Here is a 23,320-nt window from a genome sequence, read left to right as displayed (position 1 = left end):
GGATTGAAGCGTAAGGAGATGCGATGATCACACAGGCGACCCCATCGGCACATCTTCCCCGCGGCGTCGTCCTTGCCGGTGGCCTGTCTTCGCGCATGGGTCAGGACAAGGCGGCGGTGATGCTTGGCGGCAAGCCGCTGGTTCACCATGTCATTGAGCGCCTCGCCCCGCAGACGGCCGGTCTCAGCGTCAACAGCAACATCGGCACCGGCTTGGACCTCGCTGCCGCGATTGCCGTCTTTGGAGATACCGTTCCAGGCCATGTCGGGCCTATGGCAGGCGTACTTTCGGGCATGCGCCATGCCGCAAGGCATTCCCCTGCGGCAAGCCACGTCGCGACCGTCCCGACCGATACGCCATTCTTTCCGCGGAACCTCGTGGCGCGCCTTCAGGCGGCGATCACGGAACCCAACCAGATCGCCGTTGCCTATTCGGGCGATATCATGCACCCCGTCTTTGCGCTCTGGCCGGTTGCCCTTGCGGATGAACTTGAACATTGGCTGCTGACCGACGGCAAGCGCCGGGTGCGCGGTTTCATCGAGCGTCATCCGGTTGGGAGGGTCGATTTTCCCGTGATTGAAACCGTGGACGGACCGATCGATCCGTTCTTCAACATCAACACGCCGGCCGACCTTGAAGCGGCCGAACGCTGGCTGCAGCTTATCGAGGGACGTGAAAAATGACAGCGCCAGAGACCGTTAGCCCGAAAATCTTTGGCATCGCCGGCTGGAAAAATTCCGGCAAGACAGGCCTTGCCGTCCGGCTGGTCACAGAACTGACACGGCGCGGCTACCGCGTCTCGACGATCAAGCACGCCCACCATGATTTCGACATCGACAAGGTCGGCGCCGACAGTTTTCGCCATCGTGAAGCCGGTGCTCACGAGGTGACGATCGTCTCCGGCATGCGCTACGCCATCATGCACGAATTGCGCGGCGCACCGGAACCGAGCTTTCCGGAAATCCTTGCCCGCCTCGCACCGTGCGATCTCGTACTGATCGAAGGATACAAACGCGAACCGATCCCGAAGATCGAGGCGCGGCGGCTGGAGGCGCAGAACCGCGAGCCCCTTGCTCCCACGGACCCGCACATCGTGGCGATTGCTGCCGATCATCCGGTCGAGGACAGCAGTCTCGTCATCTTCAACCTCAACGACACGCTGGCCATCGCCGATTTCATAGAACGCACAACCGGGCTGAAAAAACAGAACTGACGAACAGACTCAGTTGGTGGTTTCGTCGCTGCCATCATTCAGGCGAACGAACGTGTAGCCCCTGGCCTTGAGGTCGAGGATACCCTTCACGACACCGGAACCGGCTGCGTGCGCGGGCTGGTTGATATGGGCGATGAGGACGTCCCCATCCCGGGCAGACGCAAACCGCTTTTGCGCAGCCCCTGCCCCCAGCAGCGACCCGCCATCGCCATTCACCGAATAGCCGGCAACACGAAATCCCATCTGCCGGATCTGTCCGATCGACGACAGGGTGTATTTCGCTGTAGCGCCGCGAAACCAACGCGGCTGCAATCCCTGCGCCACGATTGCCGCTGCGCCGCCAGCGACCTCCGCCTCGACGGCCTGCGCACTCCCGGCCGCCGCGATGCCGTAGATCGACACGGGCCGATCGACAGCGGGAACATGCATCGCGCCGTGATTCTCGATCTCGAACAGATCCGGATGGGCCTTGAAGACGGCCATCGTCGCGGCATTGCGTTTGACCCACCGGGCCGTCACGAAAATGGTTGCGGGGATATGATTGTCGACCAGCGTGGACAGGATGCGCTCGTCGGTCTTGCCGCTGCAGGCATCGAAGGTCAGGGCGACGCGCGGGGCTGCCCCCTTCTCCTGGCTTTCAAGCCGCAACTGCGGTTCCACCAGCCGGGTCGCGGCGAGAGAAGCATGACCGGCCGAAACGCTGATCAGAAGGGCGGCGAGAAGGGTTTTCATCGGAAACTCACAATACTGTAGGCAGTCCGGCAGCAATACCGGAGGGACGTGAAGACCATGCAAAACGGCCCGGCGCTTGCGCACCGGGCCGTCTCCAACGGCATCTCCATCAGAGAGACTGGACTATGGCTATTTCTGGGCCACCGGACGGACCAGCGGCGTCACGCGGCGGATTGTCACGCGGCGGTTTTCCTGCTCGGCAGACTGCGTGCGGACCTTGAGGAAGCGCTCGCCATAACCCTGGGTCACCAGGTTTTCGGCCGGGATGTCGTAGACTTCACTCAGCAGTGAGGCGACCGATTCGGCGCGTTCGTCGGAAAGCACCAGATTGGACTCGTCGCTGCCGACCGCGTCGGTATGACCTTCGATGAAGAAGGTTTCGCCGGGATCCTTCTCGATCACTTCCAGCATGGCATCCGCCACCTTGCGCAGGGTTTTGGCCTGCGACATCGGCACTTCAGCGCTGCCGGTGGCGAAAGTGATGGTATCGAGATCGATACGGCGCACCTTGTCGCGGATACGGGCCGAGTTCTTCACCTCGTCGATCGTGTAGGTCCGTTCGACCCGCTCTACCGGCGGTTCGGCCAGGAAGTCGTAATAGTCGCGGTCAGGCTCGCTCGACGTGTCGATGATGTAATCACGAACAGGCACGCGCAGACGCATCGGCGGCAGATCCTCACCGACGTCATAGGCTGGCGGGCGCGGCCCCTCGTCGGCTTCAGGCGCATAGATCATCAGATATTCGCGGCCGTCCTGATCGATTCGCGACCGCTGCAGGATGTCGCCATAGCGATTGTAGATGGTCACGATGCGCACGCCATTCGGCCGTTCGATCGTCTCGCGGGACCGGCCGCGCGACAGCTCCTCATAATAGGTTTCCTGGGCGTTGCGGCGCAGACGCGGACGGTCGTCGCTGCGAACGATGATCTGGTCACCGAAATCGAGAACCGTTCGGTTGTCGCGGGATTCGTCGATACGCGGGCGCCGGCCGTTATTGCCGGTGAACGCATCGATCAGGTCGTTGACACCGAATTCCGGCACGCGCTCGACGCGGCGGCCCTCTTCCCGCAGATTAGCCCCCAGCTCCTCTCGGCTCGGGCGGCGATCCCTGCGGCTCGATTGGGCTTCGGCATCGCTCTTTGGAACCTCGACATTGTCGTCTTCGGCGCGGGCGCGTTCACGCTGCTTGCGGCGCTTTTCACGGGCATTGCTGTCTGCGTTGTCGGCATCCTTGTCGCTATCGAGAACAGCTGCGCCATTATCGACAGGAAGCACCACCGTTTCGTCACTCTTGGACGGGTCGCGGGCAATCTCCTGCTTTTCTTCCTGACTGCGCGTATCGACCACTTCCGGGATCGGCTTACGGCGGTCGGGACGCTTGGCTGGTTCACCATCACTATCGATTGCGGGACGCAATTCATCCTCTGCGACCGGCGGCTGGCCGTCGTCCTGCTGGCCGGCCTGTGCCCGGGCCTTCTCTTCGGCACGGATGCGACGACGCTCCTCGGCAGCCTTTTGCGCGGCCTCGTCATCGCCGGACGGTTGAGCCTGCTCTTCCTGCTGTTGCTGTTCAGCCTGCTGCTTGCGGCGCTCGGCACGAGCCTTGGCCTTCTCTTCAGCAGCCTTTGCCGCCTCATCGTCGCCAGAAGGCTGGGCCTGCTCCTCTTGCTGCTGCTGTTCAGCCTGCTCCTCTTGCTGCTGCTGTTCAGCCTGCTGCTTACGGCGCTCTGCGCGAGCCTTGGCCTTCTCCTCGGCAGCCTTTGCAGCCTCGTCGTCACCGGACGGCTGGGCCTGCTCTTCTTGCTGCTGCTGTTCGGCCTTCTGCTTGCGGCGTTCGGCGCGAGCCTTGGCCTTCTCCTCGGCAGCCTTTGCCGCCTCGTCGTCACCGGACGGTTGGGCCTGCTCTTCTTGCTGCTGCTGTTCAGCCTTCTGCTTGCGACGTTCTGCGCGAGCCTTGGCCTTCTCCTCGGCAGCCTTTGCCGCCTCGTCGTCACCGGACGGCTGGGCCTGCTCCTCTTGCTGCTGCTGTTCGGCCCGCTGCTTCCTGCGTTCGGCGCGGCTCGGCTGCTCTTCCTGTGCGGGCTGCGCTTCCTGTGCCGGCTCTTCCTGCTGCTGCTCGGCATCCTGGCGCGCCTTGCGGCGCTCGGCGCGGCTCGGTTGCTGCTCTTCTTCCTGGGCGGGCTGCTCTTCGGACTGCTCGCCGCGCGGACGGCGCTTCTTGATGATCTCTTCCGGTGCCTGTTCACCACCATCCGCCTGCGCGACGCTATCTTCCTGCGCGACTTCGAACGGCTTCATCAGGCTATCGGCCAAAGCCGGCTGGACGGCGATCGATATCGACAGCATGGGAAACGCCACGGTCGCGAAAAGTTTGGATCGGATGCTCATAAATGTCTCCTCCTTCAGAGGTCCCGTTTTCGTTGTCTTGAGCCGGAGGGACACCGCTTGTCCTTCAGTCATGTCCGCTCTTTGGACAGACCAAGCGGTGAAAAAAAGGCGAACCGGCTCAAATCAGACAACGACGATTAGCGAAACCCGCATTAACTCAGCATGAATGTTACGTTCATCTTCGCCGGAGATAGGCCGCATCCGAAAGCAACCAGTGTAAAGGCATGAGGATGTGCAGACTTTTCATCAAATGCCTCTGCTTTCCTGTTGATTTTTCCATTTAAAGCGTAGGAATATCTGCGCAGCCCGGCCACAATAATGGCCGGTACAGGGGTGGCCGTGAAGAACAAGAAACCGGCCGCCAGCCAACAGAGAGGATCACTATGCGTATTTCCAGACGTCTCGCCATGGCCGCTTCGGCTGCCGTTTTCGCGCTGATGGCAGGCACTGCCATGGCCGATGGCGAAAAAATCGTCATCGGTACGGAAGGCGCTTACCCGCCCTTCAACAATCTCGAAGCAGACGGCACGCTGACCGGCTTCGACGTCGATATCGCCAAGGCGCTCTGCGTTGAGATGAAGGCAGACTGCACCTTCGTCACCCAGGATTGGGACGGCATGATTCCGGCCCTGGTGGCCAAGAAGTTCGATGCTATCATCGCATCGATGTCGATCACGCCGGAGCGGCTCGAAAAGGTCGATTTCACCAACAAGTATTACAACACGGGTCCGGCCATCGTCGTGCCGAAGGATTCGCCGATCACCGAAGCGACCGAAGCAGGCCTCGCTGGCAAGTCGCTTGGCGCGCAGTCGGCGACGACACACTCCAACTATGCCGAAGCCTTCTTCAAGGAATCGGAACTGAAGCTCTATCCGACCCCGGACGAGTACAAGCTTGACGTCGCCAACGGCCGCGTCGATGCCGTCATCGACGACGTCGTCGTTCTCACATCCTGGCTGAAGACCGCCGACGGCGCCTGCTGCAAGCTTCTGAAGGCTCTGAAGCCCGATCCGGAAATCAACGGCATCGGCGCCGGCATTGCTGTGCGCAAGGGCGATACCGCCTTGAAGGAAAAGTTCAACACAGCCATCGCGGCAATCCGCGCCAACGGCAAGTACAAGGAAGTCGCCGACAAGTATTTTGACTTCGACGTCTACGGCGATTAATCTTTACCTGTTGCTGAAATACGATGGCGGAAGGCTGGTCCTTCCGCCATTCTTGTCTGACAAGGCTTCATAACAATAAGCGCGTCAAAAACGCCGTACAGGGGAAATCAGACTTATGCAGGCTGCTTTTGCTGCCCTCTCTTCCATTGTCTCGTGGTTTGCCAGCATGATCGATCCGATCTGCGGCCCGATCGGCATCTTCCGGCTTTTCGCACAAGATACGCTTTTGGCCTGCGGTGACACCGGTTGGGGCGACGAGATCGCCCAAGGCTTCATGATCACGGTCAGCTTGGCGATCTGCACCTTGCCGATAGGGCTACTTTTGGGGTTCTTCATCGCTGTGGCTAAGCAGTCCGAGGAAAAGTCGCTGCGGCTTGCGGTCAATATCTATACGACCCTTTTCCGCGGACTTCCGGAGCTTTTGACACTCTTCATCGTCTATTACGGCCTGCAGATCTTAGCCCAACAGGCGATGGCGGCGGTCGGATTCGAGGGTCCGGTCGAGATCAATGCCTTCGTTGCCGGCATGATTGCCCTGAGCTTCGTCTTTTCCGCCTATTGTTCGGAAGTTCTTCTGTCCGCCTTTAAGGCCATTCCACAAGGCCAGTATGAAGCCGGTGACGCCTTGGGCTTACACCGTGGCAAGACCATGCGCTTGATCATCCTGCCGCAGCTCGTGCGCATCGCCTTGCCGGGCCTCGGCAATCTCTGGATGGCGCTATTGAAGGACACGGCGCTCGTCTCGATCATCGGCCTTTCGGATATCTTGCGCCAGACAGGTATTGCCGCACGCGTCACCAAGAATGCCTTCGAATTTTTCTCGATCGCCTGCCTGCTCTTCCTCATTCTGGCAATGCTTTCCTCACTGGTGTTCTCTGCACTTGAGCGCTGGACCAAACGTTCGGAGGCCGCCCGATGAGCCACGCTGAAACCATGCTCCCGGCGCTGCCGCCACCGCCAGAGGCGCAGAAACGCTACACGCTTTCCCGCCTGCTTGGCCGCGCCCTGCTCGGCGTCTGGTTGGCAGCGTCCGTCGGCATTTTCCTATTCGCCGTCGATTCCTGGAGCCCGGAAAAATTCGCCAAATACGGCCCGAGTTTCCTGTCCGGTCTGCGCGTCACGCTGACGCTGGTTGCTATCTCGGTTGTGCTCGGCGGCATTCTTTCTCTGCCGATCGCCTACGGCCGGATGACCAAGAACAAGGTGCTGTCCTGGATCGCCTACGGCTACGTCTATTTCTTCCGTGGCACGCCGCTGATCGCACAGCTCTTCCTCGTCTATTACGGCCTCGGCAGCTTCCGCCCTTATCTCGAGGCAATCGGCCTGTGGTCGCTGTTCAAGGATGCGTGGTTCTGCGCGCTCTTCACCTTCACGCTCAACACCGCCGCCTACCAGGCTGAAATCCTGCGCGGCGCCATCGAGAGTGTGCCGCGTGGCCAGCATGAAGGGGCGTCTGCCCTTGGCCTGCCCAAGCGCGTCGCCTTCTTCAAGATCATCCTGCCACAGGCGATGATCGTGGCGCTGCGGCCCTATGGCAACGAAATCATCCTGATGATCAAGGGCTCCGCCGTCGTCGCCATCGTTACCGTCTTCGACCTGATGGGCGAAACGCGCCGCGCCTTTTCGCGCACCTACGATTTCCAGATGTATCTGTGGGCCGCCGTGCTCTACCTGATCATGGTCGAAGTCCTGCGCAATCTCTGGGCCTGGATCGAAACGCGCCTGACCCGCCACCTGAAGCGGTGACCAGGCGTCCCCAGGCGTCCGTTTGGCAGCACTCGTCATGACATGCTGCCAAACCTTTGTTTCCTAACGAAATTTTGCATGACCGTGAAACATTGTTAATGCCGGATTAACCAACTCTGTGTTTCAATTGCAAGGACCATCATTGAGCAAAATGAGGTCCGGCATGACAAACGAAATGGAACTGCAGCTCAAGGGTTACGGCCTGACCACGGCCCAGATCCTCTACCGGATGCCCGATCACCCGGCTTTTCTGCAGACCTACATCTGGCAGCACTACGATCTGGCCCCGGAATTTCCGGAAATGAAGAATTTTCTCAAATTCTGGCAGGAAACGCTGGAAGGCCCGCTGCATTCGGTACGCTATGTCCACCGCAAACTGATCTCGGCGACGGACTGGCGGGCGCTCAAGGGCGAGTTCATCATCAACTGATGCGTCGCCCATTGGCTGAAGGAAGTTAAACCGACCGGGTAATGCCGCCGTCGATGCGGATATTCTGGCCGGTAATGTAACCGCCGCGGTCGGTCGCCAGAAGCGCCACCAGTTCGGCCACCTCCTCGGACGTGCCGTAGCGGCCCATTGGAATGCGCAGACGCCGCTCCTCGGTCGCAGGCAGGCTGTCGATGAACCCTGGCAGGACGTTGTTCATCCGGATATTGTCGGCGGCATATTTGTCGGCAAACAGCTTGGTGAAGGCTGCCAGCCCTGAACGGAAGACGCCCGATGTCGGAAACAGCGGGTCGGGCTCAAAGGTCGCGTAGGTCGAAATATTGACAATACTACCGGACTTCTGCTCCAGCATAATCGGCGTCACCAGCCGGGTCGGGCGAACAACATTGAGGAAATAGACGTCCATTCCCTTGTGCCAGTCATCGTCACTCAGATCGAGAACGGCAGCACGCGGCCCGTGGCCCGCGGAATTGACCAGCGCATCCACACGGCCCCATTTGCCGTAGGCCGCATCCACCAGCCGCTTCAGGTCGTCATTCGACTGGTTCGACCCGGTGACACCGATCCCGCCGAGTTCCTGCGCCAGGGCCTCTCCCTTGCCGGACGAAGACAGGATCGCGACGCGATATCCCTCCGCCGCCAGCCGCCGCGCCGAAACGGCACCCATGCCGGACCCGCCCGCTGTGATAATTGCAACCTTCTGATCCGTCATTACCGTCTCCCTCATGTCAATGAAGACACGATAAGACCAGTAGCAGGCGAAGATCACAATCAAGAAATCCTGCACATGCCATCAGCGTATCTGTTTTACCGCTCACACGTGAACCTCGCCATGGGCGAGTTCCCCCTCACTCGGTTCCTTGTGAAGCGCGGCATAGACCATCAGCAGGTAAAACGCGGCGACAATTCCAATGACCAGCCAGCCTGAGACGGGACCGAGCGCAGCATTCCCGGCGATTTCAGCAAGCGACGCCACCTCGCGTGCCGCACCGCCATCGGCCTGCAGCAGCGGCGAGGATATCTTCAGGCCCCAGGCCAACAGGAGGATGAGGTACATCCAGCAATAGTTGCGCCGCAATCTCCGGCAAACCGCTTCGCGATAACTCATCAGAAAAGCCGGACGGCGCAGGCTGTCGGCGATGGGGGCTGCCCAATTCGGCTTGAAGGGCGCCTGCGGAGCCAGCATCTGAGCAAAATAACCACGTTCGATCCGGCGAACACGGGCGCGATAAACATCGAAGAACCGGTATCGCCGCGCCTCTATGAACAACAGCAGCGTGATCAGCAGCATGGCAAAGAGCAGCACACCATGATGCGAAGCCGGGCTCGACAGGGAAACAGAAAGCAGGGCCGCAACCACGGTGATGGCCCAGTTCGATGTGCGGTCGATACGGTCCCTCCAACCCGCCATGCGGCCCATCTCGCCACGATAGTAGTGGACGAGCGCCGTGATCGTCTCCGAGGGCGTCGCCGGTAAAGGCGGGCTCTTGGCTTCGTTCTCGTCCTTGAGCAAGGCAATCGGGCTGAATTCCGCAGCCATGGCATTTCCTCCGGATTTTTGTTGTTTTCCTCATCATGCGCTCAATTTCGGCGGCAACCAATGACTTTCCCGGCCCAAAGGCCCGCAAATGCGGGTTTCCGCATTGCCAAATGGCCGCCCGCGCCGTAAAGACGCCGCCATGCAGAAGATCGATGAAGAAGCCCTCGCCGAAGCCTATAACCGCGCGCTTGCCCTAGAGAAATCCGGCGACGTCGAGGCGGCTGTCAAAGCCTATCAGGAAGTTCTGGCGATCGATCCCGACGATCACGGCGGCGCTGCCGTCCGCATCGCCTCGATGGGCCGCGGCGAGACGCCCGACAAGGCCCCCGACGCCTATGTCGCCACCCTGTTCGATCAGCATGCCGATGTGTTCGAGGACGTGCTCGTCGAACAGCTCGACTACCATGTGCCGATGCTGGTGCGTCAGCGCCTTCAGGCCCTGAAGCTTGGCCCCTTCGCCCGCGTACTCGATCTCGGCTGCGGCACGGGCCTGACCGGCGGCGCACTGCGCGACATGGCCGATGACATCACCGGCATCGATCTGTCGGAAAACATGGTCGAGATCGCCCATGAAAAAGACGTCTACGAGACGCTCTACGTCGCCGAAGTCGTCGATTTCCTCGAAGACAATGACGACGAGCCCTTCGATCTCGTGACGGCAACCGATGTACTGCCCTATCTCGGCGCGCTCGAAGCCCTGTTTTTCGGCGCTGCCGAAAACATGAATGCCGGCGGCCTGTTCATCTTCTCAAGCGAGACCCTGCCCACCGAAACCTTTGCCGGCCGTCCTTTCATGGTCGGTCCGAACCAGCGTTTCGCCCATGCCGAAACCTATGTCCGCGAGCGCCTCGATGCGATCGGATTCGATGTCGTGGAATTGACGGATATCACGGTGCGCAAGGAAGAAGGCGCACCGATCGCCGGTCATCTGGTGATTGCAAAACTACGCGGATAACGGCGCTCAGGCGTCGTGAACCTCGGGCAACTCATACCAGTCGCCCTTGAACTCGGTCAGGATGTTCTTGACGATCCGTTTGCCGGTGTCGCCATCGATCACACCGGCCGAGACCATCAGTAGGTCGGTGCCGATATTGTCCTTGAACAGACGGCTGCCGCAGGTCGAACAGAACCCGCGCCGGGCCTTGTCCGAATAGCCGTACCATTGCAACGTGCCATCCGCGTCGAACCGCACATCGCCGCGCGGCGCGCCGATCACTGCCATGTAGTTGCCATGCGCCTTGCGGCAATCGCCACAATGACAGCAGAACACCCCGGCAGCTTCCGCCGGAATTGAAAATTTGACGCCGCCGCAGCGGCACGAAGCGTTCAGTCGATCGGCCATGAATAGTGTCCTCCGAATAATAAGCCGGGATGCAACAGCCGTTGCGAGCTGTCCCGGTAAAGACATACGGCACGAAGTCCGGGCTTCAAGCACCGCGGACGATCACCTCGTCGCCAAAATAACAGGCGCGGCTAATTTATTCAGCAAAACCACAATCAAGGATTGATTTAACAACCTATTGATGCAGGCGATTTATGGACGCATGCAGATCGCCACCCTTACGTTACAGGCACAACTTAAGGGGGAATATTCATGGAAATCTTTTTTGCCTGGTTCGCCGGCGCGGGCGGTATTTTCGGCCTTTTGATCGCCGCGATAAAAAATATCCTCGGTCTCCATCCATTGGCTTTGCTGTTTGCGCTCCTCACCCCATGCCTGCTGCTCTATGGCCGGCATGAAGTCAGGCTCCGGCGGCTGCGCTCGATCAAGGATTTCCTGATCTCGTTTGGGACTCCTCTGGAACGAAGCCAGGGCATCGACACCGTACCCCCGGTAAATGCCAACCAGGCTCCGCCCGCCAACGGCGATATGCCTGATCCAAACGTCCGCTTGACCAGCAATCCCTCCTTCGAATTCGTCAAATCCAAATATATTTCGGATCTGCAGGTTCCAGATCCCACCGACGGCAGAACGTTCAACGGGATGACCGACATCGATCAGATTGACTGGATCATCAAGAGCATCGGCAGTTTCGGTTCGCGCAGCGACTGGAGGATCTTCCTGTCCTCAATCGGTTTCGTTCTTCTGTGTTACTTCGGCTTCTCCGCCCTGTTCACCACCCTTGCCTGTGGCCTGGGCGCAGCCGCGTGCTCCGCCGCAGCCGGATCGGCCGTAACGGACGGCAGCCATGCAAACTGGCAGCAATTGACAGTCATCGGCTCGCTCGCCTTTGCTGGTGCCTTTGTCGCAGCAATCCGCAATTTCGTCCGCTCGATCGCTGTCTTCGACCTCTCTCCCTATACGTTCCTGCGGCATACGGCCGAAATCGTTGCATCAGTGATTTTCACGATCATCCTGTTCGCTGTCTTTCGCGACCCGATCAGCGGCATCACCGGCCTCGCGGCCAGTATTCTGCCTGCAGCAGCGCAGCCGTCTGTGCCAGCAGCAACGCCAGCGGTTGCTTCGGTAGCCAGCAGTCACATCCAGCCCATCTGGTTCGGTCTAGCGCCACTGCTCGGCCTGTTGCCGCAGAGTGCGACCAAATTCCTGCTGGTCAAATTCCAGAACCTGATCAACTGGATCAAGACCACCGACGACCGCTTCGTCAACGTCACCAAGATCGTCTCGCTCGATATCATCGATGGCATCGATTACGAGACGCGGTTTCGCCTGGAGGAATGCGGCATATATGACGTGCAGAACCTCGCGACCTACAATCCGATCATGCTGCATATCGAATCGCCCTATGGCATCTATCAGGTCATCGACTGGGTGGGCCAGGCGCAGCTATGCCATATCCTCGGTCCGGAAAAATTCCTGATCTTCCGCGAGTTGAACATCCGCACCATCTTCGACCTCGAGCGGGCGATCAGCAGCAAACACTCGGTCAAGGCCTTCGACGAGATTTGCGCCGGTGTCCTCATGGCCTCGACAAGCAGCCTGAGAGAGACGGTGAAGATCAGCGCGACCAAGCCCATCACCCTGGATGCGGATAGAGCGGAAGCCGTCGATGCAGACGCCTTTTGCATCTGGGCGCGCAAGAGGATGCTGCGGGACGACGATTCCAAATCGACCGAACATGTGCTCCGGTGGATTGCCGACGACCTGCATGTTCGCCGCCTGCGCCGTCTCTGGCTCGATATTTCCGCAAGCCTCGGGCGGCAGGCGGAATGCCTGCCGGATGGCGTTGACCTTCCCCCCGTTCCCGCGGTTCCGTAACACGACGAAAGATCGCCGCGCATTGCAGCGCCGTTGTCTTTGCCTGTAAACGCCAAAGCTCGCCATCACGGGCCTTCCCCGCCCCATCTGCATCGGCTAAGTCTCGACAAGATGGAATTTCGGGAGTTTTCGAATGGCAAAAGTCGCATTCATTGGTCTGGGCGTCATGGGGTATCCGATGGCCGGTCACCTCAAGGTCAAGGGCGGCCACGAGCTGACGGTCTATAACCGCACGGCCGCGAAGGCCGCAAAATGGGCAGAACAGTTTGGAGGCCGCGCGGCAGCAACACCGGCGCAAGCCGCCGACGGCGCCGACCTCGTCTTCTGCTGCGTCGGCAATGACGACGATCTGCGCTCGGTGACAACCGGCAAGGATGGCGCCTTCGAAACCCTGAAGGCCGGTGCCATCTTCATCGACAACACCACCGCCTCTGCCGAGGTCGCCCGCGAACTGGATGCGGCAGCGTCCGCACGCGGCGCCCACTTTATCGATGCGCCGGTCTCCGGCGGTCAGGCCGGTGCCGAAAACGGCGTATTGACGGTGATGTGCGGTGGCGATCCCGCCGTGTTTGAGCGCGCCCGGCCAATTATCGATGCTTATGCCCGGATGGTTGGCCTGATGGGCCCGGCCGGGTCAGGACAACTGACCAAGATGGTCAACCAGATCTGCATCGCCGGCCTCGTCCAGGGCCTCGCCGAAGGCATCCATTTCGGCAAAAAGGCCGGTCTCGATATCGAGAAGGTCATAGAGGTGATCTCCAAGGGGGCCGCCGGTTCCTGGCAGATGGAAAACCGCCACAAGACCATGAATGCAGGCAAGTACGATTTCGGCTTCGCCATCGACTGGATGCGCAAGGATCTCGACATCGTTCTGACCGAAGCCCGCAGCAATGGTGCCAAGCTGCCGGTGACAGCGCTGGTCGATCAATTCTATGCCGACGTGCAGGAAATGGGTGGCAATCGCTGGGACACGTCGTCGCTTCTGGCGCGGCTCGAAAAATAATGCTGTCGCCCGCCTCGCCAGCAGATGCCGTCATCGCACATCTGAAAACACTGGGCGCGGAAAGCAACCTTGCCGGCATGGCGCGATTTGGTATCGAAACGGACAAGGCGCTCGGGATAGCCAACCCGGCGCTCAAACGCATTGCCCGGGTGATCAAGCGCGACCACGGCCGCGCCCTCACTTTATGGGACAGCAATATCCGCGAAGCTCGCCTCATGGCGAGCCTGACCGCTGAGCCGCAGAAACTGACGCTCGATACGGCCAGGCAATGGGCAAGCGGTTTCAATTCCTGGGAAATCGTCGACAGCCTTGCCGACCTGTTTGTCGATGCCCGGCTGGAAGCGATCCTGATTCCCGAATTTGTCGCCGATGAACGGGAGTTCGTCCGGCGCACGGCTTTCAGCATGATCGCCGTCGCCGCCGTTCACCTGAAACAGGAGCCGGACGAGACCATCCTCGCCTGGCTGCCGCTGATCGAAGCTCACGCCGGCGATGACCGCAATTTCGTAAAAAAGGCGGTGAACTGGGCATTGCGCCAGATCGGCAAACGCAGCGTCCGCTGCCATGGCCCCGCGCTGTCACTGGCACAGTCTCTGGCTGCGCGGCAGGACCGGACAGCCCGGTGGATCGGCAAGGACGCTGTCCGTGAACTCACGAGCAGCGCCGTTTTGGCAAGGCTGGGCCTGCAGCCGTTAGCCGGGTAATCAGTCCTCGCTGGACTTCGCCTGATCGATGACCATGTAGTCGAGCGGCAGCTGCGTCGTATATTTGATCTGCTCCATCGCAAAGACCGACGAAACATCGCGAATCTCGATCTTGGTGATCAGGCGCTTGTAGAAGGCGTCATAGGCGGCAATATCAGGGACGACGACGCGCAGGAGATAATCGACATCGCCGCTCATGCGGTAGAATTCGACCACTTCAGGAAACTCGCCGACGACTTCCGAAAAGCGCTTCAGCCATTCGATCGAATGGGTGTTGGTACGGATCGACACGAAGACAGTCACCTTGGTGTTGACCTTCGCCGGATCCAGAAGCGCCACACGGCCACGGATCACGCCATCCTCTTCCATCTTCTGGATACGGCGCCAGCAAGGCGTCGTGGACAGGCCGACCTTTTTAGCCAGATCAGCAACAGCGAGTGTGGAATCCTCCTGCAACAGGCGCAGGATTTTACGGTCAAGACGATCCATGAAGAGCCCTTTTCGAATATTATTCTATCTATATCGTGAAATTCACCAAATGGAAGAAAATTGTTTCAGATAATCAATTTTGATACGCGCTCTCTTAGGACAGGCAGGACATCCTCAGCAAACCACGGATTTTTCTTCAGCCAGCCGGTATTGCGCCAGCTCGGATGCGGCAGCGCCAGAACTGGCGGCCCGGCGTTGGAGCCCAGATGCGCGCGCCAGTTGCGCACCGTTTCGGTCATTGTCGATGAACGCCGGTCGCCGAGATGCCAGGATTGGGCATATTGACCGATCGCCAGCACAAGCTCCACCTGCGGCATCGCATCGATCACCTCCTGGCGCCAACGCGGCGCGCATTCCCGGCGTGGCGGCAGGTCGCTGCCATGAGCGTCATAACCCGGGAAACAGAAGCCCATCGGCACGATGGCAAAGAGGCTTGGATCGTAAAACTGTTCGCGCGAGACGCCGAGCCACTGGCGCAGCCGGTCGCCCGAGGCATCGTTGAACGGCAGGCCGCTTTCATGGACACGCAACCCCGGCGCCTGACCGGAAATCAAGATTCGCGCCGAAGATGACATGACCACGATCGGGCGTGGCTCGTGCGGCAACTGGTCGCCAGGACCGCGCGCCGGCGCATCCCGGCAGATCCGGCAAGCCGCGATCGCTGCGCGCAAAACCCCCAGCCCGTCCACGTGCCCGTCAGCCATTCCATACCTTTGACATTGCATTCCCAACCCAGCCGCCGATCCGCGAAATTGCGCTGCCCAGCCAGCCCTCCGGTATATGGGGTATCTCGTCCATTCCGCCATGGGTCTGGCGCCAACTGCGGGGCGCGTCGAACGTGCCAGCCCAGAGGCCCAGCCGCTTTTGCCTGGCAGCAGCCTCCTCGGCCGCATAATTACCGAAAGCGATGGCATAGCCGCCATCGACCATCGCCGCATTCAGGTCACGATCTGCAACCTTACAGACAGCAAGAAGCCTGCCGTATTTATCGCTGCCACCGGCCTCGCAGGTGGTTTGGGCATCACCGATCAAGGCCGCTAGATGGCTCCTTGCCTCGGTGCCACACGGCCAGTCCCGTTGTTCCCGCTGGCAGACCTGACGCAACTCCGGGGCATCGATGCCGGCAAGACGGATGCGCTCGCCGTCGAGCACCAGCGTATCGCCATCGACAACCCGCGCCCGGCCCGACATCACCTCCGCCGGCCCCTCAAGCCTAACCACCACGAGCCCGAGAAACAGCAATATAAGCGTTGTCAGCAGAAGGTCGCGAATGATCCGGAGCATCTGTTTCATTTCCGCCTTGAAAACCCTCTGTACGCCCGTTCACGCTGCGGGATGCGGAGCGAAAAAACAGGAAATCGCAGCAACTTCTTAAGGATTCCCCCTTAAACTTCAACGGATTCCGTTAACGCGTATGAGATCATGAGTAAGGGCGTCAGCACCTCGACAGACAAGAATATCGTCGACAAATCGCGCAGCCACCGCAACGCGGCTGTGTCGAAAGCCGTGCGCACGACCCGCGAACGCCTGCAGGCTGGCCCCTCGAATGCGTCCGGCTTCGATAAGGAGATGCTCGGGCTTCACGTCGACACGATGCTGCAGGGCGCGATTGCCATGCCGTTCTTCATCATTCTGGTCACCGCTATCGGCGTATCCCTGTCGCAAAAGCTTGATCTCGTCGCCTGGGGCATCACGGCGCTCTGCGTCAATGCCATCGGCATTCTGCTGGCACGCCGGGCAAAGGCCATAGATATCCCGGCGGACAAGGTGAATTATTGGCGCCGCCGCTTCCTGTTCGTCCAGATCGTCCTTGGCATTTGCTGGGCAGCATTCATCTTCCAGGATTGCAACACCTGCCGCGAAGCCAATTTCGACTTCTACAAGGCTGCAGTGCTGCTGATTGCGCTCGCCGCCACCGCGATGGGCACGTTCCTGTTGCGCAATGCACTGCTCTTCACCTTTGCCCCGGTCGTCATCGCGCTTGGGGCGCTGACGATGAGATCCGGCAATCCCGCCTATATGGCCTTGACCGTTATCATTTCGACGTCGCTGATTTTCCTCGTCTTCATGACCAACCGCATGCACCGCAGCAACGTGCATATCCTTTCTGTTCAGGCGGAGAAGGACGATCTGATCGCCGAACTCGAAGTGGCGAAATCGATGTCGGACGAAGCGCGCCGCCGCGCTGAAGAAGCCAATATGGCAAAGTCGCGTTTCCTCGCCTCGATGTCGCACGAATTGCGCACGCCGCTGAACGCCATCCTTGGCTTTTCCGAAGTCATGTCGACGGAAGTGCTCGGCCCGCTCAACAATCCGATCTACAAGGAATATACCGGCGACATCCACCGCTCCGGCCAGCATCTGCTCGATTTGATCAACGAAATCCTCGATCTTTCGCGCATCGAAGCCGGCAAGTACGACCTCAATGAAGAGGCCATTCACCTGGTGGAGATCACCGAGGACTGCATCGGCATGGTGCAGCTGCGCGCCCGCACCAAGAATATCAGCATCACCGAGCAGTTCGAATACGGCATGCCGTCGGTCTGGGTGGACGAAAAGGCGATGCGCCAAGTCATCCTGAACCTGTTATCGAATGCGGTGAAATTCACGCCGTCCGGCGGCGAAGTTTCCGTCAAGGTCGGTTGGACGGCCGGTGGCGGCCAATACCTGTCGATCAAGGACAACGGCCCGGGCATTCCCGAAGACGAAATTCCGGTGGTTCTTTCCGCCTTCGGCCAAGGCTCGATCGCGATCAAGAGCGCTGAACAGGGAACCGGGCTCGGCCTGCCGATCGTTCAAGCGATACTGGCCAAGCACAATGGCGACTTCATGCTGCGCTCCAAGCTGCGCGAAGGCACCGAGGCCATCGCCATTCTGCCAGCAAAACGTGTACTGCAAAGCGTTCCCGCTATCGAGGACGCCCCAGCGGTTGAGCGCCGCCGGAAGAGTTTCGCTTAACGGATAGTCAGTCCGGCAAAACATGCGCCGTGCCGTGAACACTGATTCCCACCAGGTCGCCCGGCTCGGGAATGTCGGCGCCGGCGCATTTGATCGACAGGAAATCCGGCATGGCCCGGTCGCTGCGATCGATCCTGACCAGAACCATACAGTTACCGCCCCCGAACTCGACATCATCGACACGCCCGAACGGGCCTTCGATCGTGGTTCCCGCAGCGGCGGTCTTCAACCGTATCTGCTCGGGGCGCAACATGACTGTTGCCTTGCCTGCCTGGAGCCCCGCCTCGACCACCAATGAGCCCAATGCGCACTGCGCCCGCCCCGACGCGATGCTGGCGTCAAGCAGGATGGCCTCGCCCAGGAAGGTCGCCGTTTCGCGATCCCGCGGCTTTCCGTAGAGCGTGCGCGGCGAGCCGAACTGGACAAGCCGCCCCTGCCTCAGCACCGCCACCTGATCGGCAAACGACAAGGCTTCCGCCTGATCATGCGTCACCAGGATCGCCGTCGTTCCTGCCGCCCGCAGCACGCGCGCCACCGTGCGCCGGAGCGTATCACGAAGACCGGTATCGAGTGCCGAAAACGGCTCATCGAGCAGCATCAGCCGTGGCTTGAGCGCCAGCGCCCGGGCAAGCGCGACCCGCTGCTGCTGGCCGCCGGAAAGCTGGTGCGGACGCCTCGTGGCCATGACATCGTCAAGCTCGACCATTTCCATCAACTCGGCGATCCGCTGGGCGCGGCCAGGCGCATTCTTGGCCAATCCGAAACCGATATTGTCGGCGACGGTCAGATGCGGGAACAGCGCGCCATCCTGGGAAACGATGCCGATCCCGCGCCGGTGCGCCGGAACGAACGCGCCGTTGCCGGCAAGTGTCTTTCCATCCAGCACCAGCGAACCGCTGTCTGGCGTCTCGAAACCGGCGACGATGCGCAACAGCGTCGTCTTGCCGGACCCGGAAGGTCCAACGATCGCCGTGCGTCCGCCCGCCTCGATCGCCATGCCGATGGCGTCGAGTGCCACCGTCGGGCCGTAGGATTTGCTGATCGCATCGAGTGTCAGAAACGTCATTGTCCGGTTGCCCGTCTGGATTGCACGTAAAGGAGGAAAGTGAGCGGCAGCGACAAAAGCACCATCATCACCGCATAGGGAGCCGCTGCGACATAGTCGATCTCGCTGGTCAGCGACCAGAATTTCGTTGCCAGCGTTTCGACGCCCGTTGGCGAAAGCATCAAGGTCGCCGTCAATTCGTTGGTGATGCCGAGCGCCACCAGCGCCGTACTGGCTGCAATGCCGGGTGCCGCAAGCCGCATCGTCGTCTGGCGGACGGCCTGGAATGGTGTGCGTCCCAAAGCCATGGCAGCGCGCTCAAGCTCGACCGGCGCCTGCGCGATACTGGTGCGCAGGCCGACCATGGCGCGTGGCAAAAACAGCATGATGTAAGCGAGGAACAGCGTGGCAAATGTCTGGTAGAGCGGCAGCACCAGCCGCACCGTGATGGTCACCAGCGCCAGCGCCACCACGACGCCGGGTAACGAGCCGACATAATAGTGGCATGCTTCGAGAATCCGCTGCAGCCGCCCCGGCGCCCGTACCGACAGCCAGGCCATCGGCGCCGCCGCAATGGTCGCCAGAACACCGCCGGCAATGGCAAGCACGACAGTCTGGCCGAAAGCACCACCGACAAGATCGATCCGCCAGATTTCCGCGCCGCCAATATAAAGCCAGCGTGTCAGGGTGACGAACGGCACACCGATAGCCAGCGCCGCCGTCACGGCATTCAATGCGATCGCCGGGATGACCATATGCCCAAGCCTGCGGCGGTCAGCCGGCCGGGCCGCACCGGAGCCCACTCGCGCATAACGTTCGCCACCGCGCAGGACAGCCTCGATAACCAGAAGCAGCAGGCAGCACGACACCAGAACGCCAGCCAGCATATTCGCCGCCGGGCCGTTGAAGGCGGACTGGAACTGATCAACGATCGCCGTCGAGAACGTATCGAAGCGGATCATCACATAGAGCCCGTATTCGGCGAGCAGATGCAGACCAACCAGCAGCGAGCCGCCACAGATCGCCAGCCTCAACTGCGGCAGGACAGCGCGAAAAAACACCTGCCACGGGTTCAGGCCAAGCGAGGCTGCCGCATCCTCGATCGCCGGGTCGAGACGGCGCAACTGAGCCGCCACAGGCAGATAGAGAAATGGGAAGTAGGCAAGCACCGACACCAGTACACCGCCGGTCAGGCCATGCAGCCCGGGCACGAGGCTGATCCAGGCATAGCTGTGCACGAACGCCGGAACGGCAAGCGGCGCCACCGCCAGCATCGACCACAGCCGCGCACCGGGCAGATCGGTGCGCTCGGTTAACCAGGCCAGCGCCACGGAAAGCGCGATCGTCAGCGGTAACGTGCAGAGTTCAAGCAGAGCCGTATTGATCAGCAATTCGCCGACGCGGCCGCGAAAAATCAGTTTCGAGGCGGTTTCCCAGCCGGTCTGCACCGAAACCCATGCGATAAAGCCGAGCGGCATCAGGCTGACGAGAGACACGAAAGCCGCAACGATCGTGACCCAGAGATAAGGAACCCTGGATCGTCCTTTGGCGGCGATGATCAGCCGGCGCAGGGCAGAAACGGGTTCGGCAGGAAACGCGGTGGCGCTCAAAATCTCTGCTTTCAAAGCAAAACAACATTCGCAGCCCTTTTTTTATGAGCGGCTGCGAATGTCACCGGCAGTCCGGAATGACGATACCTAACCGGAGCGTTCCGATCAGGTTTAGGTTCTGCCTATCACAGCAGACCGGCGTCCGTCATCAGGTCTGTGACTTTTGCGCTGTTGAGTGTGGCCGGATCGACCTTGGGGTACTGCAGATCCGAAAGTGCTGGCAGGGCCTTGTTCGAAGCTTCGCCATTGCCGACAGCATATTCGAACGAGGTGCCGTCGCGAAGGATGCCCTGCCCGCCCTTGCCGGTGATCCAGGCGAGGAATTTCTGGGCATTCTCCTTGTGCTGGCTGGAGGCGAGCACGCCACCACCGGAAATGCTGACGAATGCGCCCGGATCCTCGTTCTTGAAGAAGTGCAATGCCACGTTCTTCGAGTTCTCGCCGGTCTTCGCCTGATCGCCGAAATAGTAGTAGTGATAGATCACGGCACCTTCGACTTCACCGGCATTGACGGCCTTCATCGCCGTCGAGTTGCCCTTGTAGGCGGTGAAGTTTTCTTTCATCGCCTTCAGCCAGGAGGCCGTCGCGTCTTCGCCCTTCAGCGACAGAAGCGCGCTGACGATGGCCTGGAAATCGGCGCCTGCTGGTGATGCGGCCCAGCGGCCCTTCCAGCTTGGATCGGCGAGATCCAGCATCGACTTCGGCAGCTTGTCCTCGGTCAGCTTGGTCTTGTCATAGGCAAAGACGGTCGAGCGCGCGGCAACGCCGATCCAGTGGCCGTTCGACGGCCGGAAATTCTCAGGCACCTGCGCCAGAGTCCCGGCAGCGACCGGCTCGAACAGCCCGGCTCCATCAACCAGCGACATCGCCGGCGAATTTTCGGTCAGGAACACGTCGGCTGGCGATGCGGCGCCTTCCTGGACGATCTGGTTGGCGAATTCCATGTCGCTGCCCTTGCGCAGCGTCACCTTGATACCGGTTTCCTTGGTAAAGGCTTCGGCCCAGGCAACACCGAGGCTTTCGTGCTGGGCGTTATAGACGACGATGCCGATATCTTCCTGGGCAAGGGCGACGGTTGCACCGGTGCTGGCGAAAAGAGCCGCGAACGCCAGCGCGCTCATCGAGCCTGAGAAGGAAATTGTCATGGAAACCTCTCCGAGTTTTCTGCGGACCATCTTGTCCGGCGGCCCCGGTATATAATCATGATATTTCGCGTCAACTTTGATTAGCGTCAGAACAGAAAGAAATCGCTCAATTAAATTTGACTGTTGAAGAGGGAATAAAATCGCCGCCTGCCGATTCAGGCCTCAAATGCCGAAGAAATGCGAGAAAACCACGACATAGGCGACATAACCGCCATTGGCGAGGATGATGCACAGGCAGGCGAGCGAACCCAGATCCTTGGCATTCTTGCCCATATCGGAAATTTCCGGTGAAACACGATCGACGATTTCCTCGATCGCCGTATTCAGCGCCTCAAAGGCAATCATCAGCAGAAACAGCACACCGGCCGCAACATACTGGAAAAAGGTCGCGCCGGTGATGGCAAACAGGATCATCGCGACGGCAAACGCGCCAAGCTCATGGCGGAAAGCTGCTTCGCCAAGAAGGCGCTTGGCGCCGCCGAAGGAATAAGTGGCAGCCGCGAAGAAATGCCGGATTCCCGTCAGCTTTTTTACCGGCTTCTCATTGGCCATTCGACGATAGTCCTCGTTCAGATACATGCTCGCTCCGTTCTCTGCAAAAAGCTGCAAGGAACACGCGATACTGACATCAGCCTGAATGCGCCGTGAATACGGGCCACTCACACCACAATCGTTCAATGGATCGCCGCTCTCGAATAGGTGAGAAGCCGTGGGCTATCAAGCCCCGGTCTGGCAGCCGGAGCCCGAGAAGACTTGCAATTGACAGTATCGACCGGAAATCGTCCCTGGCATCCCCTGAGCGATGCTGCTCAGCGCAGCATTCGCCGGACTATACCTGCCCCAGAAGACCGCCGTCAGCTCTTGTTGCTGACGCCGGCCTGTGCAAACGTCGCCATACCGGAGTGGCAGGCAGCAGCCGCCTTGACGATACCGGCAGCAAGCGCTGCGCCCGTACCCTCGCCAAGCCGCATGCCGAGAGCAAGCAGCGGCGTCTTGCCGAGCATCTCGATCGCCTTCATATGGCCCGGCTCTGCCGAAACATGGCCGATCAGGCAGTGATCGAGCGCCGCCGGATTGGCGGCTTTCAGGATTGCCGCCGCCGTCGTTGCGACATAGCCGTCGATGATGACAGGGATTTTCTGCATGCGGGCCGCCAGGATGGCACCCGCCATCGCGGCGATCTCGCGGCCACCGAGGCGGCGCAGCACTTCGAACGGATCGGAGAGATGATCGCCATGCAGCGTCACTGCCTTTTCGACAGCCGCGATCTTACGGGCGAGAACAGCACCCTGTGATCCCGTGCCGGGACCGACCCATTCCTCGGCAGTGCCACCATAGAGCGCCAGATTGATCGCCGCTGCGATGGTCGTGTTGCCAATCCCCATTTCGCCGATGCACAGAAGATCGGTGCCGCCAGCGACCGCTTCCATGCCGAAAGCCATGGTGGCAGCGCAGTCGCGTTCAGACAGAGCCGCCTCTTCGGTGATGTCGCCGGTCGGATACTCCAGCGCCAGATCGAATACTTTCAGGCCGAGATCATGGCTGACGCAAATCTGGTTGATGGCAGCGCCACCGGCTGCAAAATTCTCGACCATCTGCGCCGTCACCGAGGGCGGAAACGGCGTGACGCCCTGCCGGGTGACGCCGTGATTGCCAGCAAAGATCGCCACCAGCGGCCGGTTGACCGCAGGCGCCCTGCCCGTCCAGGCGGCAAGCCAGAACGCGATTTCCTCAAGCCGGCCCAGTGCTCCCGGCGGCTTCGTCAGTTGCGCATCGCGGTCGCGGGCTGCCACCAGCGCGGCACTATCCGGACCCGGCAGGTTACGCAGCAATTCACGGAAATCGTCGAACGGCAGGCCGCTGGCACTCATGGAGAAAATCCTTGTCTCGTCTTGTCGTCGGCGAAGCATGGC

The 23,320-nt window shown here is 60.4% G+C and carries 23 protein-coding genes and 1 pseudogene; 11 read left to right on the top strand and 13 right to left on the bottom strand.

Features of this window, described 5'->3' with window-relative positions; all coding sequences use genetic code 11:
• Positions 1-26: 26 nt before the first annotated feature.
• Both mobA and mobB read left to right on the top strand, forming a co-directional pair.
• Entirely contained in the window at positions 27-683 is a 657-nt protein-coding gene (mobA, locus tag ACSQ3J_RS10920) for a molybdenum cofactor guanylyltransferase MobA (protein ID WP_436039241.1), read from the top strand.
• On the top strand, positions 680-1,213 hold the full coding sequence (gene mobB / locus ACSQ3J_RS10915; RefSeq protein ID WP_060505604.1) for a molybdopterin-guanine dinucleotide biosynthesis protein B: 534 nt from the start codon (positions 680-682) through the stop codon (positions 1,211-1,213). The genes mobA and mobB overlap by 4 nt, the downstream gene beginning before the upstream one ends.
• A 9-nt stretch (positions 1,214-1,222) precedes the next feature.
• On the opposite strand, the gene ACSQ3J_RS10910 is transcribed toward mobB, so the two are convergent.
• Positions 1,223-1,945, bottom strand: coding sequence for a polysaccharide deacetylase family protein (locus tag ACSQ3J_RS10910; protein WP_060505605.1), 723 nt, complete (start codon positions 1,943-1,945; stop codon positions 1,223-1,225).
• Positions 1,946-2,074: 129 nt separating this feature from the next.
• Positions 2,075-4,333, bottom strand: coding sequence for an OmpA family protein (locus ACSQ3J_RS10905; protein WP_436039082.1), 2,259 nt, complete (start codon positions 4,331-4,333; stop codon positions 2,075-2,077).
• 383 nt (positions 4,334-4,716) lie between these two features.
• Between ACSQ3J_RS10905 and ACSQ3J_RS10900 the strand changes: the two genes are divergently transcribed.
• From ACSQ3J_RS10900 to ACSQ3J_RS10885, 4 genes are all read left to right on the top strand, one after another.
• Positions 4,717-5,499 (top strand): transporter substrate-binding domain-containing protein, encoded by a 783-nt coding sequence (locus ACSQ3J_RS10900; RefSeq protein WP_060506307.1) that lies wholly within the window; start codon positions 4,717-4,719, stop codon positions 5,497-5,499.
• 115 nt (positions 5,500-5,614) lie between these two features.
• Positions 5,615-6,418 (top strand): ABC transporter permease, encoded by an 804-nt coding sequence (locus ACSQ3J_RS10895; RefSeq protein WP_060506306.1) that lies wholly within the window; start codon positions 5,615-5,617, stop codon positions 6,416-6,418.
• Positions 6,415-7,245 carry an ABC transporter permease gene (locus ACSQ3J_RS10890; protein ID WP_060506305.1) on the top strand — a complete coding sequence of 277 codons (831 nt, stop codon included), beginning with the start codon at positions 6,415-6,417 and terminating at the stop codon, positions 7,243-7,245. Before ACSQ3J_RS10895 ends, ACSQ3J_RS10890 begins: the two co-directional genes overlap by 4 nt.
• A gap of 163 nt (positions 7,246-7,408) precedes the next feature.
• Complete coding sequence (locus ACSQ3J_RS10885; RefSeq protein ID WP_060506304.1) at positions 7,409-7,675, top strand: usg protein; 267 nt, start codon at positions 7,409-7,411, stop codon at positions 7,673-7,675.
• 25 nt (positions 7,676-7,700) lie between these two features.
• Here ACSQ3J_RS10885 and ACSQ3J_RS10880 read toward each other — a convergent pair whose 3' ends face one another.
• A complete protein-coding gene (locus tag ACSQ3J_RS10880) occupies positions 7,701-8,405 on the bottom strand; it encodes an SDR family oxidoreductase (protein WP_060506303.1) in 705 nt (234 codons plus the stop codon).
• 102 nt (positions 8,406-8,507) lie between these two features.
• Complete coding sequence (locus tag ACSQ3J_RS10875; RefSeq protein ID WP_060506302.1) at positions 8,508-9,233, bottom strand: DUF2270 domain-containing protein; 726 nt, start codon at positions 9,231-9,233, stop codon at positions 8,508-8,510.
• A gap of 139 nt (positions 9,234-9,372) precedes the next feature.
• Between ACSQ3J_RS10875 and ACSQ3J_RS10870 the strand changes: the two genes are divergently transcribed.
• Positions 9,373-10,188 carry a methyltransferase domain-containing protein gene (locus tag ACSQ3J_RS10870; RefSeq protein WP_060506335.1) on the top strand — a complete coding sequence of 272 codons (816 nt, stop codon included), beginning with the start codon at positions 9,373-9,375 and terminating at the stop codon, positions 10,186-10,188.
• A gap of 6 nt (positions 10,189-10,194) precedes the next feature.
• Here ACSQ3J_RS10870 and ACSQ3J_RS10865 read toward each other — a convergent pair whose 3' ends face one another.
• Positions 10,195-10,575 carry a GFA family protein gene (locus ACSQ3J_RS10865; RefSeq protein ID WP_060506301.1) on the bottom strand — a complete coding sequence of 127 codons (381 nt, stop codon included), beginning with the start codon at positions 10,573-10,575 and terminating at the stop codon, positions 10,195-10,197.
• Positions 10,576-10,827: 252 nt separating this feature from the next.
• Between ACSQ3J_RS10865 and ACSQ3J_RS10860 the strand changes: the two genes are divergently transcribed.
• The 3 genes and pseudogenes from ACSQ3J_RS10860 (at position 10,828) to ACSQ3J_RS10850 (ending at position 14,160) form a co-directional block, all read left to right on the top strand.
• Positions 10,828-12,453: a hypothetical protein gene (locus ACSQ3J_RS10860; protein WP_060506300.1), complete on the top strand. Its 1,626-nt coding sequence runs from the start codon at positions 10,828-10,830 to the stop codon at positions 12,451-12,453.
• 127 nt (positions 12,454-12,580) lie between these two features.
• Positions 12,581-13,456, top strand: a pseudogene (locus ACSQ3J_RS10855) (NAD(P)-dependent oxidoreductase); the annotation flags it as partial.
• A complete protein-coding gene (locus ACSQ3J_RS10850) occupies positions 13,456-14,160 on the top strand; it encodes a DNA alkylation repair protein (RefSeq protein ID WP_060506298.1) in 705 nt (234 codons plus the stop codon). The pseudogene ACSQ3J_RS10855 and the gene ACSQ3J_RS10850, both read left to right, overlap by 1 nt.
• On the opposite strand, the gene ACSQ3J_RS10845 is transcribed toward ACSQ3J_RS10850, so the two are convergent.
• The 3 genes from ACSQ3J_RS10845 to ACSQ3J_RS10835 all read right to left on the bottom strand — a co-directional run bounded on the left by ACSQ3J_RS10845 (position 14,161) and on the right by ACSQ3J_RS10835 (position 15,933).
• Complete coding sequence (locus ACSQ3J_RS10845; protein ID WP_037095833.1) at positions 14,161-14,649, bottom strand: Lrp/AsnC family transcriptional regulator; 489 nt, start codon at positions 14,647-14,649, stop codon at positions 14,161-14,163.
• A gap of 65 nt (positions 14,650-14,714) precedes the next feature.
• Positions 14,715-15,353: a uracil-DNA glycosylase family protein gene (locus ACSQ3J_RS10840; RefSeq protein ID WP_060506297.1), complete on the bottom strand. Its 639-nt coding sequence runs from the start codon at positions 15,351-15,353 to the stop codon at positions 14,715-14,717.
• A complete protein-coding gene (locus ACSQ3J_RS10835; protein ID WP_060506296.1) occupies positions 15,346-15,933 on the bottom strand; it encodes a thermonuclease family protein in 588 nt (195 codons plus the stop codon). Before ACSQ3J_RS10835 ends, ACSQ3J_RS10840 begins: the two co-directional genes overlap by 8 nt.
• 138 nt (positions 15,934-16,071) lie before the next feature.
• On the opposite strand from ACSQ3J_RS10835, the gene ACSQ3J_RS10830 reads away from it, so the two are divergent.
• Entirely contained in the window at positions 16,072-17,607 is a 1,536-nt protein-coding gene (locus ACSQ3J_RS10830; protein WP_060506295.1) for a sensor histidine kinase, read from the top strand.
• Between the two features lie 7 nt (positions 17,608-17,614).
• On the opposite strand, the gene ACSQ3J_RS10825 is transcribed toward ACSQ3J_RS10830, so the two are convergent.
• The 5 genes from ACSQ3J_RS10825 to cobT form a co-directional block, all read right to left on the bottom strand.
• Positions 17,615-18,673: an ABC transporter ATP-binding protein gene (locus ACSQ3J_RS10825; RefSeq protein WP_060506294.1), complete on the bottom strand. Its 1,059-nt coding sequence runs from the start codon at positions 18,671-18,673 to the stop codon at positions 17,615-17,617.
• Positions 18,670-20,211, bottom strand: coding sequence for an ABC transporter permease (locus ACSQ3J_RS10820; RefSeq protein ID WP_436039240.1), 1,542 nt, complete (start codon positions 20,209-20,211; stop codon positions 18,670-18,672). Before ACSQ3J_RS10820 ends, ACSQ3J_RS10825 begins: the two co-directional genes overlap by 4 nt.
• Before the next feature lie 176 nt (positions 20,212-20,387).
• Entirely contained in the window at positions 20,388-21,407 is a 1,020-nt protein-coding gene (locus tag ACSQ3J_RS10815; protein WP_436039080.1) for an iron ABC transporter substrate-binding protein, read from the bottom strand.
• Between the two features lie 162 nt (positions 21,408-21,569).
• Positions 21,570-21,986 (bottom strand): diacylglycerol kinase, encoded by a 417-nt coding sequence (locus tag ACSQ3J_RS10810; protein ID WP_082512287.1) that lies wholly within the window; start codon positions 21,984-21,986, stop codon positions 21,570-21,572.
• A 275-nt stretch (positions 21,987-22,261) separates the two neighbouring features.
• Complete coding sequence (cobT, locus tag ACSQ3J_RS10805; protein ID WP_060506292.1) at positions 22,262-23,278, bottom strand: nicotinate-nucleotide--dimethylbenzimidazole phosphoribosyltransferase; 1,017 nt, start codon at positions 23,276-23,278, stop codon at positions 22,262-22,264.
• Positions 23,279-23,320 lie beyond the last annotated feature (42 nt).

Source organism: Rhizobium sp. LjRoot98 (genome assembly GCF_964252935.1).
Classification (GTDB): domain Bacteria; phylum Pseudomonadota; class Alphaproteobacteria; order Rhizobiales; family Rhizobiaceae; genus Pararhizobium.
This window is presented reverse-complemented; position numbering and strand designations above follow the sequence as displayed.

Excerpts from the sequence above, each read along its gene's own strand:
- mobB (WP_060505604.1), top strand. The coding sequence starts at position 680 with ATGACAGCGCCAGAGACCGTTAGCCCGAAAATCTTTGGCATCGCCGGC.
- ACSQ3J_RS10910 (WP_060505605.1), bottom strand. The coding sequence starts at position 1,945 with ATGAAAACCCTTCTCGCCGCCCTTCTGATCAGCGTTTCGGCCGGTCAT.
- ACSQ3J_RS10905 (WP_436039082.1), bottom strand. The coding sequence starts at position 4,333 with ATGAGCATCCGATCCAAACTTTTCGCGACCGTGGCGTTTCCCATGCTG.
- ACSQ3J_RS10900 (WP_060506307.1), top strand. The coding sequence starts at position 4,717 with ATGCGTATTTCCAGACGTCTCGCCATGGCCGCTTCGGCTGCCGTTTTC.
- ACSQ3J_RS10895 (WP_060506306.1), top strand. The coding sequence starts at position 5,615 with ATGCAGGCTGCTTTTGCTGCCCTCTCTTCCATTGTCTCGTGGTTTGCC.
- ACSQ3J_RS10890 (WP_060506305.1), top strand. The coding sequence starts at position 6,415 with ATGAGCCACGCTGAAACCATGCTCCCGGCGCTGCCGCCACCGCCAGAG.
- ACSQ3J_RS10885 (WP_060506304.1), top strand. The coding sequence starts at position 7,409 with ATGACAAACGAAATGGAACTGCAGCTCAAGGGTTACGGCCTGACCACG.
- ACSQ3J_RS10880 (WP_060506303.1), bottom strand. The coding sequence starts at position 8,405 with ATGACGGATCAGAAGGTTGCAATTATCACAGCGGGCGGGTCCGGCATG.
- ACSQ3J_RS10875 (WP_060506302.1), bottom strand. The coding sequence starts at position 9,233 with ATGGCTGCGGAATTCAGCCCGATTGCCTTGCTCAAGGACGAGAACGAA.
- ACSQ3J_RS10870 (WP_060506335.1), top strand. The coding sequence starts at position 9,373 with ATGCAGAAGATCGATGAAGAAGCCCTCGCCGAAGCCTATAACCGCGCG.
- ACSQ3J_RS10865 (WP_060506301.1), bottom strand. The coding sequence starts at position 10,575 with ATGGCCGATCGACTGAACGCTTCGTGCCGCTGCGGCGGCGTCAAATTT.
- ACSQ3J_RS10860 (WP_060506300.1), top strand. The coding sequence starts at position 10,828 with ATGGAAATCTTTTTTGCCTGGTTCGCCGGCGCGGGCGGTATTTTCGGC.
- ACSQ3J_RS10850 (WP_060506298.1), top strand. The coding sequence starts at position 13,456 with ATGCTGTCGCCCGCCTCGCCAGCAGATGCCGTCATCGCACATCTGAAA.
- ACSQ3J_RS10845 (WP_037095833.1), bottom strand. The coding sequence starts at position 14,649 with ATGGATCGTCTTGACCGTAAAATCCTGCGCCTGTTGCAGGAGGATTCC.
- ACSQ3J_RS10840 (WP_060506297.1), bottom strand. The coding sequence starts at position 15,353 with ATGGCTGACGGGCACGTGGACGGGCTGGGGGTTTTGCGCGCAGCGATC.
- ACSQ3J_RS10835 (WP_060506296.1), bottom strand. The coding sequence starts at position 15,933 with ATGCTCCGGATCATTCGCGACCTTCTGCTGACAACGCTTATATTGCTG.
- ACSQ3J_RS10830 (WP_060506295.1), top strand. The coding sequence starts at position 16,072 with ATGAGTAAGGGCGTCAGCACCTCGACAGACAAGAATATCGTCGACAAA.
- ACSQ3J_RS10825 (WP_060506294.1), bottom strand. The coding sequence starts at position 18,673 with ATGACGTTTCTGACACTCGATGCGATCAGCAAATCCTACGGCCCGACG.
- ACSQ3J_RS10815 (WP_436039080.1), bottom strand. The coding sequence starts at position 21,407 with ATGACAATTTCCTTCTCAGGCTCGATGAGCGCGCTGGCGTTCGCGGCT.
- ACSQ3J_RS10810 (WP_082512287.1), bottom strand. The coding sequence starts at position 21,986 with ATGTATCTGAACGAGGACTATCGTCGAATGGCCAATGAGAAGCCGGTA.
- cobT (WP_060506292.1), bottom strand. The coding sequence starts at position 23,278 with ATGAGTGCCAGCGGCCTGCCGTTCGACGATTTCCGTGAATTGCTGCGT.